This window comes from Escherichia sp. MOD1-EC6098, assembly GCF_002965865.1.
GTDB classification, from domain to species: domain Bacteria; phylum Pseudomonadota; class Gammaproteobacteria; order Enterobacterales; family Enterobacteriaceae; genus Escherichia; species Escherichia marmotae.
Window position 1 is genome coordinate 133541 of record NZ_PTSN01000013.1, and the last position, 14797, is coordinate 148337.

The 14797-nt window shown below is 51.3% G+C and carries 17 protein-coding genes; 6 read left to right on the forward strand and 11 right to left on the reverse strand.

Going from position 1 to position 14797, the window contains the following annotated elements; translation table 11 throughout:
* Positions 1-12 precede the first annotated feature (12 nt).
* The 9 genes from C0K55_RS14845 to C0K55_RS26905 all read right to left on the reverse strand — a co-directional run bounded on the left by C0K55_RS14845 (position 13) and on the right by C0K55_RS26905 (position 7050).
* Positions 13-336, reverse strand: coding sequence for a prepilin-type N-terminal cleavage/methylation domain-containing protein (locus C0K55_RS14845; protein WP_001276464.1), 324 nt, complete (start codon positions 334-336; stop codon positions 13-15).
* Positions 321-728 (reverse strand): DUF2509 family protein, encoded by a 408-nt coding sequence (locus C0K55_RS14850; RefSeq protein WP_016249147.1) that lies wholly within the window; start codon positions 726-728, stop codon positions 321-323. The genes C0K55_RS14845 and C0K55_RS14850 overlap by 16 nt, the downstream gene beginning before the upstream one ends.
* The gene (locus tag C0K55_RS14855; protein WP_000111600.1) at positions 725-1288 is read right to left on the reverse strand and encodes a prepilin peptidase-dependent protein; all 564 of its coding nucleotides are present in this window, start codon (positions 1286-1288) and stop codon (positions 725-727) included. The genes C0K55_RS14850 and C0K55_RS14855 overlap by 4 nt, the downstream gene beginning before the upstream one ends.
* On the reverse strand, positions 1279-1749 hold the full coding sequence (locus C0K55_RS14860; RefSeq protein ID WP_000857060.1) for a prepilin peptidase-dependent protein: 471 nt from the start codon (positions 1747-1749) through the stop codon (positions 1279-1281). Before C0K55_RS14860 ends, C0K55_RS14855 begins: the two co-directional genes overlap by 10 nt.
* A gap of 185 nt (positions 1750-1934) precedes the next feature.
* Positions 1935-2729, reverse strand: coding sequence for a thymidylate synthase (gene thyA, locus C0K55_RS14865; protein WP_000816232.1), 795 nt, complete (start codon positions 2727-2729; stop codon positions 1935-1937).
* Positions 2730-2735: 6 nt separating this feature from the next.
* Positions 2736-3611, reverse strand: a complete 876-nt coding sequence (gene lgt / locus C0K55_RS14870; protein ID WP_000204650.1) for a prolipoprotein diacylglyceryl transferase — start codon at positions 3609-3611, stop codon at positions 2736-2738.
* Positions 3612-3761: 150 nt separating this feature from the next.
* Positions 3762-6008, reverse strand: a complete 2247-nt coding sequence (gene ptsP, locus C0K55_RS14875; protein WP_000957931.1) for a phosphoenolpyruvate--protein phosphotransferase — start codon at positions 6006-6008, stop codon at positions 3762-3764.
* A gap of 12 nt (positions 6009-6020) precedes the next feature.
* Complete coding sequence (rppH, locus tag C0K55_RS14880) at positions 6021-6551, reverse strand: RNA pyrophosphohydrolase (protein ID WP_000564487.1); 531 nt, start codon at positions 6549-6551, stop codon at positions 6021-6023.
* A gap of 352 nt (positions 6552-6903) precedes the next feature.
* Positions 6904-7050, reverse strand: a complete 147-nt coding sequence (locus tag C0K55_RS26905; protein WP_001516990.1) for a hypothetical protein — start codon at positions 7048-7050, stop codon at positions 6904-6906.
* 185 nt (positions 7051-7235) lie between these two features.
* On the opposite strand from C0K55_RS26905, the gene mutH reads away from it, so the two are divergent.
* The 6 genes from mutH to C0K55_RS26615 all read left to right on the forward strand — a co-directional run bounded on the left by mutH (position 7236) and on the right by C0K55_RS26615 (position 11142).
* The gene (gene mutH / locus C0K55_RS14885; protein WP_000082178.1) at positions 7236-7925 is read left to right on the forward strand and encodes a DNA mismatch repair endonuclease MutH; all 690 of its coding nucleotides are present in this window, start codon (positions 7236-7238) and stop codon (positions 7923-7925) included.
* Positions 7926-7995: 70 nt separating this feature from the next.
* Positions 7996-8709: a TerC family protein gene (locus C0K55_RS14890; RefSeq protein WP_000895631.1), complete on the forward strand. Its 714-nt coding sequence runs from the start codon at positions 7996-7998 to the stop codon at positions 8707-8709.
* Positions 8710-8846: 137 nt separating this feature from the next.
* Positions 8847-9065, forward strand: coding sequence for a lipoprotein YgdR (gene ygdR, locus C0K55_RS14895; protein ID WP_061090702.1), 219 nt, complete (start codon positions 8847-8849; stop codon positions 9063-9065).
* Between the two features lie 107 nt (positions 9066-9172).
* Positions 9173-10213: an NADP(H)-dependent aldo-keto reductase gene (locus C0K55_RS14900; protein ID WP_001199280.1), complete on the forward strand. Its 1041-nt coding sequence runs from the start codon at positions 9173-9175 to the stop codon at positions 10211-10213.
* 157 nt (positions 10214-10370) lie between these two features.
* Positions 10371-10808 carry a DUF4140 domain-containing protein gene (locus tag C0K55_RS26610; RefSeq protein ID WP_236942228.1) on the forward strand — a complete coding sequence of 146 codons (438 nt, stop codon included), beginning with the start codon at positions 10371-10373 and terminating at the stop codon, positions 10806-10808.
* Complete coding sequence (locus C0K55_RS26615) at positions 10768-11142, forward strand: DUF4139 domain-containing protein (RefSeq protein ID WP_236942154.1); 375 nt, start codon at positions 10768-10770, stop codon at positions 11140-11142. The genes C0K55_RS26610 and C0K55_RS26615 overlap by 41 nt, the downstream gene beginning before the upstream one ends.
* 38 nt (positions 11143-11180) lie before the next feature.
* Here the strand turns inward: C0K55_RS26615 and lplT are convergent, their stop codons facing one another.
* Positions 11181-12374 carry a lysophospholipid transporter LplT gene (gene lplT / locus C0K55_RS14910; RefSeq protein WP_000004668.1) on the reverse strand — a complete coding sequence of 398 codons (1194 nt, stop codon included), beginning with the start codon at positions 12372-12374 and terminating at the stop codon, positions 11181-11183.
* Positions 12367-14526 carry a bifunctional acyl-ACP--phospholipid O-acyltransferase/long-chain-fatty-acid--ACP ligase gene (aas, locus tag C0K55_RS14915; RefSeq protein WP_105266674.1) on the reverse strand — a complete coding sequence of 720 codons (2160 nt, stop codon included), beginning with the start codon at positions 14524-14526 and terminating at the stop codon, positions 12367-12369. The genes lplT and aas overlap by 8 nt, the downstream gene beginning before the upstream one ends.
* Positions 14527-14797 lie beyond the last annotated feature (271 nt).

A 14797-nucleotide genomic window follows, 5' to 3' on the forward strand; every position in this document is an offset into this window, starting at 1 on the left:
AGCGGCTCCTGACTACTGACGATTCGGGCAATGCAGGCGGGTCATCTCGCCTTCTCTGCCCCCGGGTGAAACTAACGTAACGCTGATGCTGACACATCCCGCCTGCGATGTCTGCATTCGGTTGACCTGCCAGTTGGCAGGTGGCGAAATCGCGCGCAGTTGCGTTTGCTGCCAGCCATGCCGCCAGAGCTGTTGGTACTGGCCTCTGCTGGTAAGACTGTTCATTAATGTTCGCTGGAAACCGGATAACGCAGTGACAATCATCACCATCAGCACCATCGCCAGCATCACTTCCGGTAGACTAAAGCCTTGTTGATTCTTCAGGGAAGCTGACATAACGCCACCTCTTTCTGCGGACAAAAATCACTCCAGCCGTGTGGCGAAAAAGCAATATTTCCATCGTTCACTTCGCCTGTTCGCCATAATGAAACACCTTCATAACTGGCAATCAGCAAGATTTCACTATCAGCCAGTAAACGCAGACAAACTCGGGCACCGGTTGCAGCGAACTGTGAGCACTGAACTACGGGTTGCGTCTGCCAGGTGTGCATTTTTCCCCATTCCAGCGCCGACTGTACAATTGCCTGACGACGCAATGACTGGCTTTCCATAGTCACCCGAGAAGCAAAACTGCGCTCCTGTTGGCTCATTCCTTGTAGCAGCAAGCTGCCCAATACCAGCAACATCAGGACCAGTGCCAGCGATGAAACGCCCCGTTCACGGTTCACAGGTTGAATCCTGTTACGCTATAGCTGGCATCCACCACGGTTTGTGGTTCAGCCTTACTGGCACCACGCATACTAACCGTTAATACCGGCGAGAATCCGCTGACATCCTGACGCAGGACCTGAAAAGTGTCGATAATGACGGCGTCCGGGTTGGTGACTTTATCCCAGCCTTTACCTTCACAGGATGCGGCACCACGTAACGTTTCCAGCACATGCTCTTTCAAACGAAATCCAATCTGGTCGGACTCTTTTACCGGCTCACGATCCCAGATACCGTTACTGTTCGCGTCCCACTGCACAATGATGCAGTCACCCTGCCCGACAATTTCCAGCCCTTCACCAGTGCAGTTACCATGACAATAACCAGCCCTTTGAAGATGCTTCGCGACGGTGTAGACCCGCAGCCAGATCTCATCTTCCAGTGCCAGCTTGCGCGTTGTAATCAAGCTTTCCCGCTGTAATGCTGGCAGAAACCGCGCAGCCCCCAGCAGCAATACGCTACTGATAGCCATAGCAATCAGCACTTCCAGCAGCGAAAATCCTTGTTCTTTTACAGACATCCTTGTGTTTCTCCTTGCTGACAAAGCCGGAGTCTTCCCCACGGTGAAATCACCAGCCACCACTCGCCCGCTGAGTTTTTGAAGTGAATATGCCCGGCCCATGCGGTATTGCGCAGGCCAAAGAACGTAAGCGAAGGGGTCAGGTCACTCATTTCGACTTCGGGCCAGCGTGGCACAAAGACCAACGGTGAATGGCCATGACAGGTATTCGTCCCTGCGGCGGCACTTACAAGACACCATGACGTTCCCTCCCTGATGACGCTGATACTGTGGTCGCGGTTATGCCAGTTGGCATCCTCACGTAAATAGAGCAAATAATCCCGCGCCTGGCTGGCGGTTTGCCATAGCCGTTGCGACTGCTGCCAGTATTGCCAGCCATAGAGTCCAGTTGCGCTTAACATGACTAAAATCAGCATCGCAACCAGTGTTTCAATCAGCGTATAACCACGTTGTGTTTTCATGTCGGCAGTATGCGACGAGGAGAAAAAAAGGCGAGGCCCTGTTTCTATTTTCTCGGCGCGTCTTCCGCACTATTTACGTTGTTGCAGGGCGTTGCAAAATTTCGGGAAGGCGTCTTGAAGAATTTAACAGTGGGTAAAAAAAACCGACGCACACTGGCGTCGGCTCTGGCAGGATGTTTCGTAAATCAGATAGCAACCGGAGCCTTAATGCCCGGATGCGGATCGTAGCCTTCAATCTCAAAATCTTCGAAACGGTAGTCGAAGATGGATTCTGGTTTACGTTTGATAATCAGCTTCGGCAGCGGACGCGGCTCGCGGCTTAATTGTAGATGGGTTTGATCCATATGGTTGCTGTACAGGTGCGTGTCGCCACCGGTCCAGACAAAATCACCCACTTCCAGATCGCACTGCTGCGCCATCATATGCACCAGTAGTGCGTAGCTGGCGATGTTAAACGGCAGGCCGAGGAAGACGTCACAGGAGCGTTGATAAAGCTGGCAAGAAAGCTTGCCGTCTGCCACATAAAACTGGAAGAACGCATGGCACGGAGCCAGCGCCATTTTATCCAGTTCGCCCACGTTCCACGCCGAAACAATAATGCGGCGGGAGTCCGGGTCGTTTTTCAATTGATTCAATACCGTGGTGATTTGATCAATATGACGACCATCTGGCGTTGGCCATGCGCGCCACTGTTTGCCATACACCGGGCCGAGATCGCCATTTTCATCGGCCCATTCGTCCCAGATAGTGACATTGTTTTCATGCAGATAAGCAATGTTGGTATCGCCCTGCAGGAACCATAGCAGCTCATGGATGATGGAACGCAGGTGGCAACGCTTGGTTGTCACCAGTGGGAATCCATCCTGCAGGTTAAAACGCATCTGATGACCAAAAATGGAAAGCGTTCCGGTTCCGGTACGGTCGTTTTTCTGTGTGCCTTCGTCGAGCACTTTTTGCATCAGTTCTAAATACTGTTTCATGGTTCCTCAGGAAACGTGTTGCTGTGGGCTGCGACGATATGCCCAGACCATCATGATCACACCCGCGACAATCATCGGGATGGAAAGAATTTGCCCCATGCTGATGTACTGCACCCAGGCACCGGTAAACTGCGCGTCGGGCTGGCGGAAAAACTCAACAATGATGCGAAACGCGCCATAGCCAATCAGGAACAAGCCTGAGACAGCCCCCATTGGGCGCGGTTTACGAATGTAGAGGTTAAGGATGATAAACAGCACCACACCTTCCAGCAGCAGTTCGTACAACTGTGACGGGTGGCGCGGCAGCACACCGTAAGTGTCGAAAATGGATTGCCACTGTGGGTTGTTTTGCAGCAGCAGAATGTCTTCGGTACGGGAGCCAGGGAACAGCATGGCAAACGGGAAGTTCGGGTCAACGCGGCCCCACAGTTCACCGTTAATAAAGTTGCCCAGACGCCCGGCACCAAGACCAAACGGAATGAGCGGTGCAATAAAATCAGAGACCTGGAAGAAGGAGCGTTTGGTACGGCGGGCGAAGATAATCATCACCACGATAACGCCAATCAGGCCGCCGTGGAAGGACATGCCGCCGTCCCAGACGCGGAACAGATACAGCGGATCGGCCATAAACTGCGGGAAGTTGTAGAACAGAACATAACCAATACGTCCGCCCAGGAAGACACCGAGGAAGCCCGCATAGAGTAAGTTTTCAACTTCATTTTTGGTCCAGCCACTGCCCGGACGATTCGCCCGACGCCCCGCCAGCCACATTGCAAAAATGAACCCCACCAGATACATCAGGCCGTACCAGTGAAGCGCAACGGGTCCTATTGAGAAAATGACCGGATCAAATTCCGGAAAATGCAGATAGCTACTGGTCATCTGTCACCACAAGTTCTTGTTATTTCGCTGAAAGAGAACAGCGATTGAAATGCGCGCCGCAGGTTTCAGGCGCTCCAAAGGTGCGAATAATAGCACAAGGGGACCTGGCTGGTTGCCGGATACCGTTAAAAGATATGTATAGGAACCGCGCTATAATCCTCCGCGAATCAGCCCACCCATGCCGCGACGCTCCATAAATGCCGCAACCTGATGACGAACTTCAGTCGCCAGTTGCGCTTCCAGACTGCGCTGAGCAAGATTTTCTGCTTCGGCAAAATCAATGCGCCGCAGCAAGTATTTTACGCGCGCGACAGAGCGTCCGTTCATAGATAGATGGCGATACCCAAGCCCAATGAGGATCGCCACACACATGGGATCGCCCGCCATTTCACCGCACAAACGTAAGTCGATCCCCTGCGCTTCCGCTTCCCGGGCGATCATCGCCAGGGCTCGAAGCATTGCAGGATGAAGACTGTCATAAATGTTTGCCACCCGCGTGTTGTTGCGATCGACAGCCAGAATGTACTGGGTCAGATCATTGGTGCCTACCGAGATAAAATCGACCCGGTTTGCCAGATGCGGCAACATAAATACCATCGATGGCACTTCCAGCATGATACCGATACGCGGTTTAGGAATTGCGTAACCAATCATTTCTTCGACTTCACGTCCGGCACGCTCGATCAGGCGGCGTGCTTCGTCAACTTCATCGAGACTTGTGACCATCGGCAACAGGATGTTCAGGTTGCCCGTGGCGGCGTTAGCACGCAACATCGCCCGTACCTGAATCAAAAAGATCTCCGGCTGATCGAGCGTAATGCGGATCCCACGCCAACCAAGACATGGATTCTCTTCGCTGATAGGCATGTAAGGCAGTTGCTTATCAGCACCGACATCCAGCGTGCGCAGCGTGACGGGCTTATCATTAAACATTTGCAACATGCCCTGATACTGCGCCACCTGTTCTTCTTCCGACGGGAAGCCGCTTTGCAGCATAAAGGGAATTTCAGTGCGATAGAGTCCGATACCATCAATGCGGCTGCCTAATTTTTCTTCATGTTCCGGACTTAACCCCGCATTGAGCATAACTTTTATGCGCTCGCCGCTTTTTAGCTGCGCGGGTAAATTGACATCATCTTCTGCCAGACGGCTAAGCTCAATCTCTTCGCTAATCAGCCGCTGATATTCATGTAGCAGCACCGGCTCCGGGTCGACCAGCAATTCCCCACGATAACCGTCAACGATCAACGTCCGACGATGCAGCACCGAAGGCTGAATGTCCGCGCCCATCACGGTGGGGATCCCCAGTGCACGCACCATGATTGCGGCGTGGGAGTTGGCAGCACCATCGCGCACGACAACGCCGACTAAGCGATCCTGAGGCAGTTCCGCAAGGGTAGTCGCTGACAGTTCATCTGCCACCAGAATGAAACGTTCCGGCCAGGCGTTCGCCCCCTGATTGGCATCATCAAGATGAAACAGTAATCGCTGACCCAGCGCGCGTAGATCGCCCGCTCGTTCTTTGAGATAGCTATCGCTTAGTGTGGCGAACTGTTCGGCAAATTTTTCAATGACCGTTTTCACCGCCCACTCTGCGACCGAACCTTTATCCACTTCAGCAAACAGTTCGCGACGCAGACGCGTATCGGAAAGCAAGTGTGAGTAAAGATCGAAAATAGCCGCCGTTTCTTTTTGCGCCCCGGCGGCAAAGCGTTTGCTGTAACGGCGAAACTCATTGGCCGCCTCTTCCAGCGCCCCGGTCAGTCGCTCACGTTCCAGCGCCGGATCCAGCGTTGATGCCTGATACACCTGTTCCATTAAGGGTAACGTTGCATCCTGCCAACCTTCGGCAATCGCTACACCGGGCGCGGCCGGTAATGCGCGGATTCTCGTCTGGCGATATTGCCCGAACAACGCAGTCAACTGCGACTGGGATAGAATGGCGGCCATCTGGGTGGCGAGCGTCACCAGGAAGGATTCTTCGCTTTCGTTGTACTGCCGCAGTTCGCGTTGCTGCACCACCAGTACACCAAGCAACTGGCGACGTTGAATAATCGGCACGCCTAAAAACGCACGGAAACGCTCTTCTTTTACGGAGGGGATATATTTGAAGCTGGGGTGTTTTTGCGCATCCGCAAGGTTTATCGGTTCCGCCAGCCTGCCAACCAGACCGACGATCCCTTCATCAAACGCAAGCGTTACAGTGCGACCACGTGGTTTTTTTAATCCCCGGGTCGCCATCAGGTAGTAACAACGTCGGTCGTGATCGGCCAGGTAGACCGAACAGACCTCAGTATCCATCGCAAGACAGATGTCGGTAACCAGAATATTTAACGCCTCGTTCAGGCGTGGTGCGCTGGCTACCTTTTCGACTATTTCGCGCAGGCGAGTGAGCATAATTGGCGTGACTTAACCTCTTTTACGTCGATAAGCTGATGCGTTTTGTGGTTTAGGCGTATTTTCCTGAAGCGCCATCACAACACTCGCGAACTCTTTCATTACCCTACGGTAGACATCACGTTTAAATGACACCACCTGTCTGACCGGATACCAGTAACTTACCCATCGCCAGCCGTCAAACTCTGGTGTACTGCTGGTTTGCATATTGATTTCCGCATCACCGCTCACCAACTGCAAGAGAAACCATTTTTGTTTTTGGCCGATACAAACCGGCTTCGTGTCCCAACGCACCAAACGTTTCGGTAATTTGTAGCGCAACCAGTTACGTGTTGAAGCAAGGATTCGAACGTCTTTACGGCTTAATCCTACTTCTTCAAACAATTCACGGTACATCGCCTGTTCTGCGGATTCTCCGGGATTAATTCCGCCTTGCGGAAACTGCCAGGAGTGCTGACCAAATCGCCGGGCCCACATTACTTGCCCCTGACGATTACAAATCACGATACCTACGTTTGGGCGGTAGCCATCGTCATCAATCACCGGACTACCTCAAAATAAAGCTTTATATACGAATGATTGTTTCATACTCCAGGAAGACGGTAAACCACTCTCTGCAGGGCATTACACACTAATAACAATTGAATAACTCACAGTTAAGTGCAGAGTTATAAACAGAGGAAGGGGCGGATAACCGTTTTTATTCACCTTTTCGGTGGATAGAGTTGTGAAGAAGTACGGAATTACCACGGGAAAACCCAGAACACTCTGAATCAGCCGGATAAACGCGCTTTAAAATATTTTTTATTAATCAGTATATTATATACATAAAGAGTGATGAAACAGAGATATTTGTGACCATGGTCACACCACTCATTTACGCGTTGGCGAAAGATCAACCAACGTCGTATTTATCCACAGAATGTGCCACTAAGTTAAGCACCGTACCACTAAAAATTAGAGTTTCGTCGCACGTCAAGGCTGTAAATGGAAACAGTAGTGAGGGTTTTTCACAGTTATCCCAGCTTTCTGTGGATAACATGGTGTAAGATCCTGTTTATTTTCAGTGACCAGAATTGGAAAACCCACCTGGACGTTGCGCAACACAGTAGCCTGTAGATTAAAAAACAAGATAAATCATAGAATTGAACAACGCATGTGGAAAAAGTTACACTCTGAGTATTCGGCACAGAATAGCTGCTTGTTTTTTAATCAAGGTATTAAGCCATGTCCCAACCTCGCCCATTGCTCTCTCCCCCCGAAACTGAAGCGCAGTTACTGGCGCAAGCACAGCAACTTTCTGGTTACACACTAGGTGAACTGGCGGCGCTTGCCGGGTTGGTTACACCGGAGAATTTAAAACGCGATAAGGGTTGGATCGGTGTGTTACTGGAGATCTGGCTCGGAGCCAGCGCTGGCAGTAAACCTGAACAAGATTTTGCTGCTTTAGGCGTGGAACTCAAAACGATTCCTGTGGATAGTCTGGGACGTCCGCTGGAAACGACATTTGTTTGTGTTGCACCGTTAACCGGCAATAGCGGCGTGACCTGGGAAACCAGCCACGTGCGCCACAAACTCAAACGGGTGCTGTGGATACCGGTTGAAGGCGAGCGCAGCATCCCGCTGGCGCTACGTCGCGTAGGGTCACCGTTGTTGTGGAGCCCGAATGAAGAGGAAGACCAGCAGTTGCGCGAGGACTGGGAAGAATTGATGGATATGATTGTCCTCGGTCAGGTTGAGCGAATCACCGCTCGTCATGGGGAATATTTACAAATACGGCCGAAAGCAGCGAATGCGAAAGCTCTGACCGAAGCCATTGGCACCCGGGGCGAACGGATTCTGACGCTGCCACGCGGTTTTTATTTGAAGAAGAATTTCACCAGTGCGCTACTGGCGCGTCATTTTTTGATCCAGTAGCCATCGCTTTGACCTGCCGCATTCCGGGCATATAATTACCGCTTCATTTTTTTTTGGCAGGGCTTTTTAGATGTTATTTGCATGGATAACCGATCCTAACGCCTGGCTTGCGCTCGGTACGCTGACGCTGCTGGAAATCGTTCTTGGGATCGATAATATTATTTTCCTTTCTCTGGTGGTCGCAAAGTTGCCCACCGCACAGCGTGGTCATGCGCGGCGTCTGGGGCTGGCTGGAGCCATGGTTATGCGTCTGGCGCTGCTGGCATCGATTGCCTGGGTTACTCGCCTGACGAATCCGCTTTTTACAATCTTCAGTCAGGAAATTTCCGCTCGTGATTTGATTCTGCTGCTGGGCGGTCTGTTCCTTATCTGGAAAGCCAGTAAGGAGATCCACGAGTCTATCGAAGGCGAAGAAGAAGGGCTGAAAACACGCGTTTCTTCATTCCTCGGTGCTATCGTGCAGATTATGCTGCTGGATATTATTTTCAGCCTCGACTCGGTCATTACCGCCGTGGGTCTGTCGGATCATCTGTTTATTATGATGGCGGCCGTAGTGATTGCCGTAGGCGTGATGATGTTCGCCGCACGTTCAATTGGTGATTTTGTTGAACGCCATCCATCAGTGAAAATGTTGGCGCTCTCTTTCCTGATTCTGGTGGGCTTTACCCTGATTCTGGAAAGTTTCGATATCCACGTACCGAAAGGTTACATCTACTTCGCAATGTTCTTCTCCATTGCAGTAGAAAGCCTCAACCTGATTCGCAATAAAAAGAATCCACTCTGATGTTCCGTTCGCTCTTCTGCGGGAGAGCGAATGCCTTCCCTTTATCCTCACAGTTTAAGACTTTCCTGCTTTCAAGATGTATAACGTCAGATTATAAACAGACTATTATCATTGATGGGCTTAATGAGGATAACCGGATGAAAAAATGGGCAGTATTAATCTCTGCAGTCGGACTGGTATTTGCTGTTTCCGGTTGTAGCAGTGATTATGTGATGGCAACTAAAGATGGTCGAATGATCCTGACGGATGGAAAACCGGAAATTGACGATGATACCGGGCTTGTGAGTTATCACGATCAGCAAGGTAACGCTATGCAAATTAACCGTGATGATGTCTCGCAAATTATTGAACGTTAAAAAATAAGGTCAGCATCCGGCTGGCCTTAAGATTTTTCGCTTTCCCTTTTCCCTTCCCTCTGCCATTTTTATATTCCTTATGTCGTGATTATAAAAAGGAAACGGCTATGCAATATCACCGTATACCCCACAGCTCGCTGGAAGTCAGCACGCTGGGGCTTGGCACGATGACGTTTGGTGAACAGAACAGCGAAGCCGACGCCCACGCACAACTCGACTATGCCGTCGCTCAGGGCATTAATCTTATTGACGTTGCCGAAATGTACCCCGTACCGCCGCGCCCCGAAACTCAGGGTTTAACCGAAACCTATGTCGGTAACTGGTTGGCAAAACATGGCAACCGCGAAAAGTTAATTATCGCCTCCAAAGTGAGCGGACCGTCGCGCAATAATGACAAGGGCATTCGCCCGGATCAGGCGCTGGACAGAAAAAATATCCGCGAAGCCCTGCATGACAGCCTCAAACGTTTGCAGACGGATTATCTCGATCTTTATCAGGTGCACTGGCCACAGCGCCCGACTAACTGCTTCGGCAAGCTCGGTTATAGCTGGACGGATTCTGCCCCTGCGATTTCTCTGCTCGACACGCTGGATGCACTGGCGGAGTACCAACGCGCGGGAAAAATTCGTTATATCGGCGTGTCGAATGAAACCGCATTTGGCGTAATGCGTTATCTGCATCTGGCAGACAAACACGATCTGCCGCGCATCGTCACTATTCAGAACCCCTATAGTCTGTTAAACCGCAGCTTTGAAGTGGGTCTGGCGGAAGTCAGTCAGTATGAAGGCGTCGAGTTACTGGCCTATTCGTGTCTGGGTTTCGGCACGCTGACCGGGAAATATCTCAATGGTGCAAAACCGGCTGGCGCACGCAATACACTCTTTAGTCGCTTCACCCGCTACAGCAGCGAGCAGACGCAAAAAGCCGTCGCGGCGTATGTTGATATCGCCAGACGTCATGGTCTCGATCCTGCGCAGATGGCGCTGGCCTTTGTACGCCGTCAACCGTTTGTTGCCAGCACTCTGCTGGGCGCAACGACGATGGAACAGTTAAAAACCAACGTCGAAAGTTTGCATCTGGAGTTAAGCGAAGACGTATTGGCTGAAATTGAAGCGGTACATCAGGTTTATACTTATCCGGCACCGTGATCCTTTCGCCTGGTGTTATGCGCCAGGCGTCTCTTTTCTCCACTTTTCAGAATATATTCACTACTTTTCGCCGCATCTTTCCTGACAAAGCGCAATAGACTCTTTTGGTCAACGCCAGAGCGCGTTTCAATGTCTGTGCCCATTGTTAAGGATAACCATGTTGATTTTCAAACCTCTTCCCCTCGCCATGTTACTTACCGGGTGTATGTCCTCCGCTTGGGGGCTAACACTTAAAGACGTCACTGTTTATCTGCATGGTGCCAGCCTGCAAGGTGAAGAGACACTCAACTTACCGGCAGGTGAAAGCGAAATCATCTTCACCCATATTGCCAATTCGGTAACTGACGACAGCATCGCCATCTCTATCGATAACGGAGTGACGGTGCTTTCCTCACGTATCGAGCTACAGGAAACACAACCGAATGCGTTGCCGTCAGAGATTCAGCAACAGTTAAAAGCAGCAAAGGTGGAACAGGCAAAACTAACCGCCGAGAAAAACAATATTGCGGCTCAAATTAAGGTATTAGAGGCAAATAGCACATTAACCAATAAAAGTGCCGCCGGAAGATGGCAAGTCGCTGGATATTCAGCTTAACCGCGATCCTAAGTTGATTATTCAGCGTAAAGCCACTCTCAAAAAAGAGAATGCGTTATCTATCTTTAACGACAGCGCAATACGTAACTTCAGTTACACCCTTAATGTGAAGAACAGCTACGGCGAAGCGGTGGATATCACTCTGCTCGACCAGATCCCAGTCAGTACTAATAGTGATATTACGGTAGAAAAAATGCAGTACGGGCAGGCGCAGTTTGATGCAAAAACGGGTAAACTGACCTGGACGCTGAAACTGTCGGGCAAAGAGAACGTGAGTCTGCCATTCTCTTACAGCGTGAAGTATCCGAAAGGTATGCACCCTTCGGGAATGTGACCTTCACCAGATGGCTGAATGTGCCATCTGGCAAAAGATTAATGACGGCGTTGCCAGATCCACAGCGCCGTTATTGCCAGCGCAAACAGCGCACCAAAACCAATGCCAATGGGCACAACCGGAATTCCCACCATTACCGCCAATGAATAAATCCCCAGCATCAGCAACATAGCACTATTTTCGCCCAGGTTCTGTACCGCAATGGCATTCCCCGCCCCGACGCTTTTTTTGCCTCGCTCCTGTAATAACGCATTGAGCGGTACAACAAAAAAACCACCCAACATGCCAATCAACATCAGCAAGGCATAGGCAGGCAGCAGATCGTGTTGTAGGGAGAAAATCAGCACTACCACGCCAATCAAAATTCCAGCAGGCATACAGCGTGAAACGGTTTCCAGCGTAACCAGCTTCGCTGCCGCACCTGCGCCAACCACGATACCGATCGCCACCATCGCGTTGAGGTAGGTTGGTGTGGCGTTATCAGTAATGCCCAGCGCCACCGGCACCCACAGCACTAAAAGGAAACGCAGCGTGACGCCGGCTCCCCAGAACAAACTAGTGCCTACCAGCGAGAATCTCGTTTCGCCATTGCACCACAGTGAAGTGCAGGCCAGTAGGAAACTACGGGTCATGTTGATGAGATTCCACGACTGTCCCGGACGCGCCGCCGCCAGCTTCGGAATGTACAGATTTGCCGCGACCGCGCCAGCATAAGCCAGAGCACAAGCAGCCAGAGCAGCAAGAACATGCCAGTCAGCCAGCACACCACCAGCTACGGAACCGAGCAAAATTGCCGCAATGGTGGAAGCTTCCATTAAACCGTTAGCTTTCACTAACTTGCTGCCGGTGGTTAATTCACCAAGAATGCCGTATTTTGCTGGTGAATAGGCTGCCGCACCAACGCCCACCAGCGTATAACCGAGAAAGGGGTTGAGGCCAAAGCAGATACTGGCAGCACCCAGCAGCTTAAGACCGTTGGCAAACATCATCACCCGACCTTTGGCAAAACTATCGGCAACCTGACCGACAAACGGTGCAAAAAGAATGTAAGCACCTACAAACACCATTTGCAGGATGGGCTGGCTCCACTCCGGATAGAACTGCGCTTTCAGTAACGCCAGAGTGGCAAACAGCAGCGCGTTATCGCCAAACGCAGAGAGAAATTGCGCGACGATAACCGCTTTCATCCCTTTCGACCATAGCGAAGTGTTAGTTTGCACTGACTCACTCATCGTGTTTTTCCGCTTCGTCTACCCAGCTTTTCAACGTGACAAAGTCAGGTTTGCCGCTGCCCAGTAATGGCATCTGCTTCAGATAGCGAATGTCGCGCGGTACGGCAAGTTCCGGCACACCGTGCTCGCGGGCATATTGTTGCAGCTTATCGCGAGTCAATTCATTGTCTGTGGTAAAGAGCACCAACGCCTCGCCTTTGCTGGCATCACTCTTAATGGCGGTGGCATGCATCTTGTCTGGTGAAACACCAATAGCCAGTTGCTCAACCATTTCCAGCGACACCATCTCCCCGGCAATTTTGGCAAAGCGTTTCGCTCGCCCCTGAATCTGCACAAATCCCTGCTCGTCGAAACGCACAATATCGCCAGTGTCATACCAGCCGCGCTCCATCTCGCCGTGGATATTCTCGGCCGCAGGTACTTCCAGCACGCCCGGCTTCTCCACTCGCAGGTAGCCGTTCATAATGTTCGGCCCCTTCAGTTGCAGGCGACCGCCGTCTTCGATACCCGGAACCGCCAGCAGTCGCGCATCCATACCTGGCAAAATACGCCCTACCGTACCGGGTTTCGCCGCCATCGGTACGTTGATGGACACCACCGGAGCACATTCCGTCACGCCGTAACCTTCAAGAATGCGCAGGCCAAATTTATCCTGCCAAAGCTGTTTGGTGCTTTCTTGCAGTTTTTCTGCGCCTGCCACCACATAGCGTAGACGATAGAAATCATACGGGTTGGCAAAGCGCGCGTAGTGACCGAGGAAGGTCGAGGTGCCGAAAAGCACGGTGCAACTGCGGTCGTACACCAGTTCCGGCACAATTCGATAGTGCAACGGGCTTGGATAAAGGAACACTTCCGCCCCAGTCAGCAGTGGCGTAAACAGGCCAACAGTCAGACCAAAAGAGTGGAACAGTGGCAATGCCGACATAAAGCGATCATTGGTGGTGAAGTCGGCAATAGTTTTAATCTGCTCGACATTCGCCAGAATGCTTTTATGGCTATGAACCACGCCTTTCGGATGGCCTTCTGAACCGGAGGTGAACAGGATCAGCGCCTCTTCTTCCGGCTGCTGTTTTACCTGTGCCAGGCGCGGCATCAGCAAATGCGCGAAGATCCACACTTTGTCGGCGGTAGTGACATCCGCTTTTAAATCTTCCAGATAGACCCAGCGTACCTGGGTAAGCTGTTCCGGCAAATGCCAGAGTTTGCCTTTATCGAGAAATTGACGGGAAGTGAAAATGGTTTTGATTTCAGCCGCGGTAATGGCGCTGGTCAGCCCTTTTACCCCGGCGGTGTAGTTCATCATTACCGGGATACGGCGACGAGCGATAGCACCGAAAATTACTGCTGCGCTAATACCTGCGTTAGGCAGCATTAAGCCGATTCTTTCCCCTTCAGCAGTGTATTTTTCAAGTATACGCCCAACAAACAGTGTCTTAGTGAGTAATTTGCGATAGGTATCCGGGGTGAAGTTGACGTCTTCAACACACTTTTTTCCGGCCCCGAAACGGTACATCGCGCTCAGCAGCGATTCGTACAGCGTTTCACGTGGACGCACGGCCATACGCGCTTCCATCATAATTTGATGCAGCATTTCGCCTGCAATTTTGCGACGATCACGCGCGCGCGGCGCATCTGGCATCTGCACTTGTGTTGGCGGCAAAATATGCAGATGAATTGTCGGGAACAAGCGGCGTTTAACCAGCCCTTTCAGGCGGCTGAAGTGCGTAAGCTCCGCCCCTTCAATACGCAGCGGAACAACCGTCGCGCCTGACTTCGCCGCGATAAACCCCGCACCATCGTAGATTTTCATCAACGAACCGGTTGTCGTGATTCGCCCTTCAGGGAAAATCACCACCGGGCGGCCCTGTTCCACCAGACGCACCAGATGTTTAATCGCCATGGGTTGCGTCGGATCGAGGGGAACGAAGTCGATAAATGATTTCAGCCAACGCATATACCACTGCTGGCTAATGGAAGTATAAACGGCAAAAACAGGGCGAACGGGTAAAAACAGCGCCAGCAATATGCCATCAATAAATGAGACGTGATTGGGCGTGATAAGAACGCGCTCGCCCTTCAGTGCCAGGGTATCGCCTGTCACGCGAACGCGGTACAGAACACGGCACAAATTACGAAAAAAGCTAAAAAGCATTCCAACTCCCTTTGCTCATTCTTCAGTAATAATGAATGGTGCGAGATTACACCAGAAGGAGAACTCGAGCGACAGTAAAATAGGTATGAAAAAAAACCTGCGCATCCGCGCAGGTTGGTGCAAGAGACAGGGTACGAAGAGCGTACCGAATAATCTCACCAATCAATACCTCTGGGATCTTGATTGTGGTCTGCGCAAAGCATGTTCGCCAGCGAGAAAACGCAAAGGAATGAAGGGAAATGCAACGAGGTGTGTAAATTATCGGTTACTG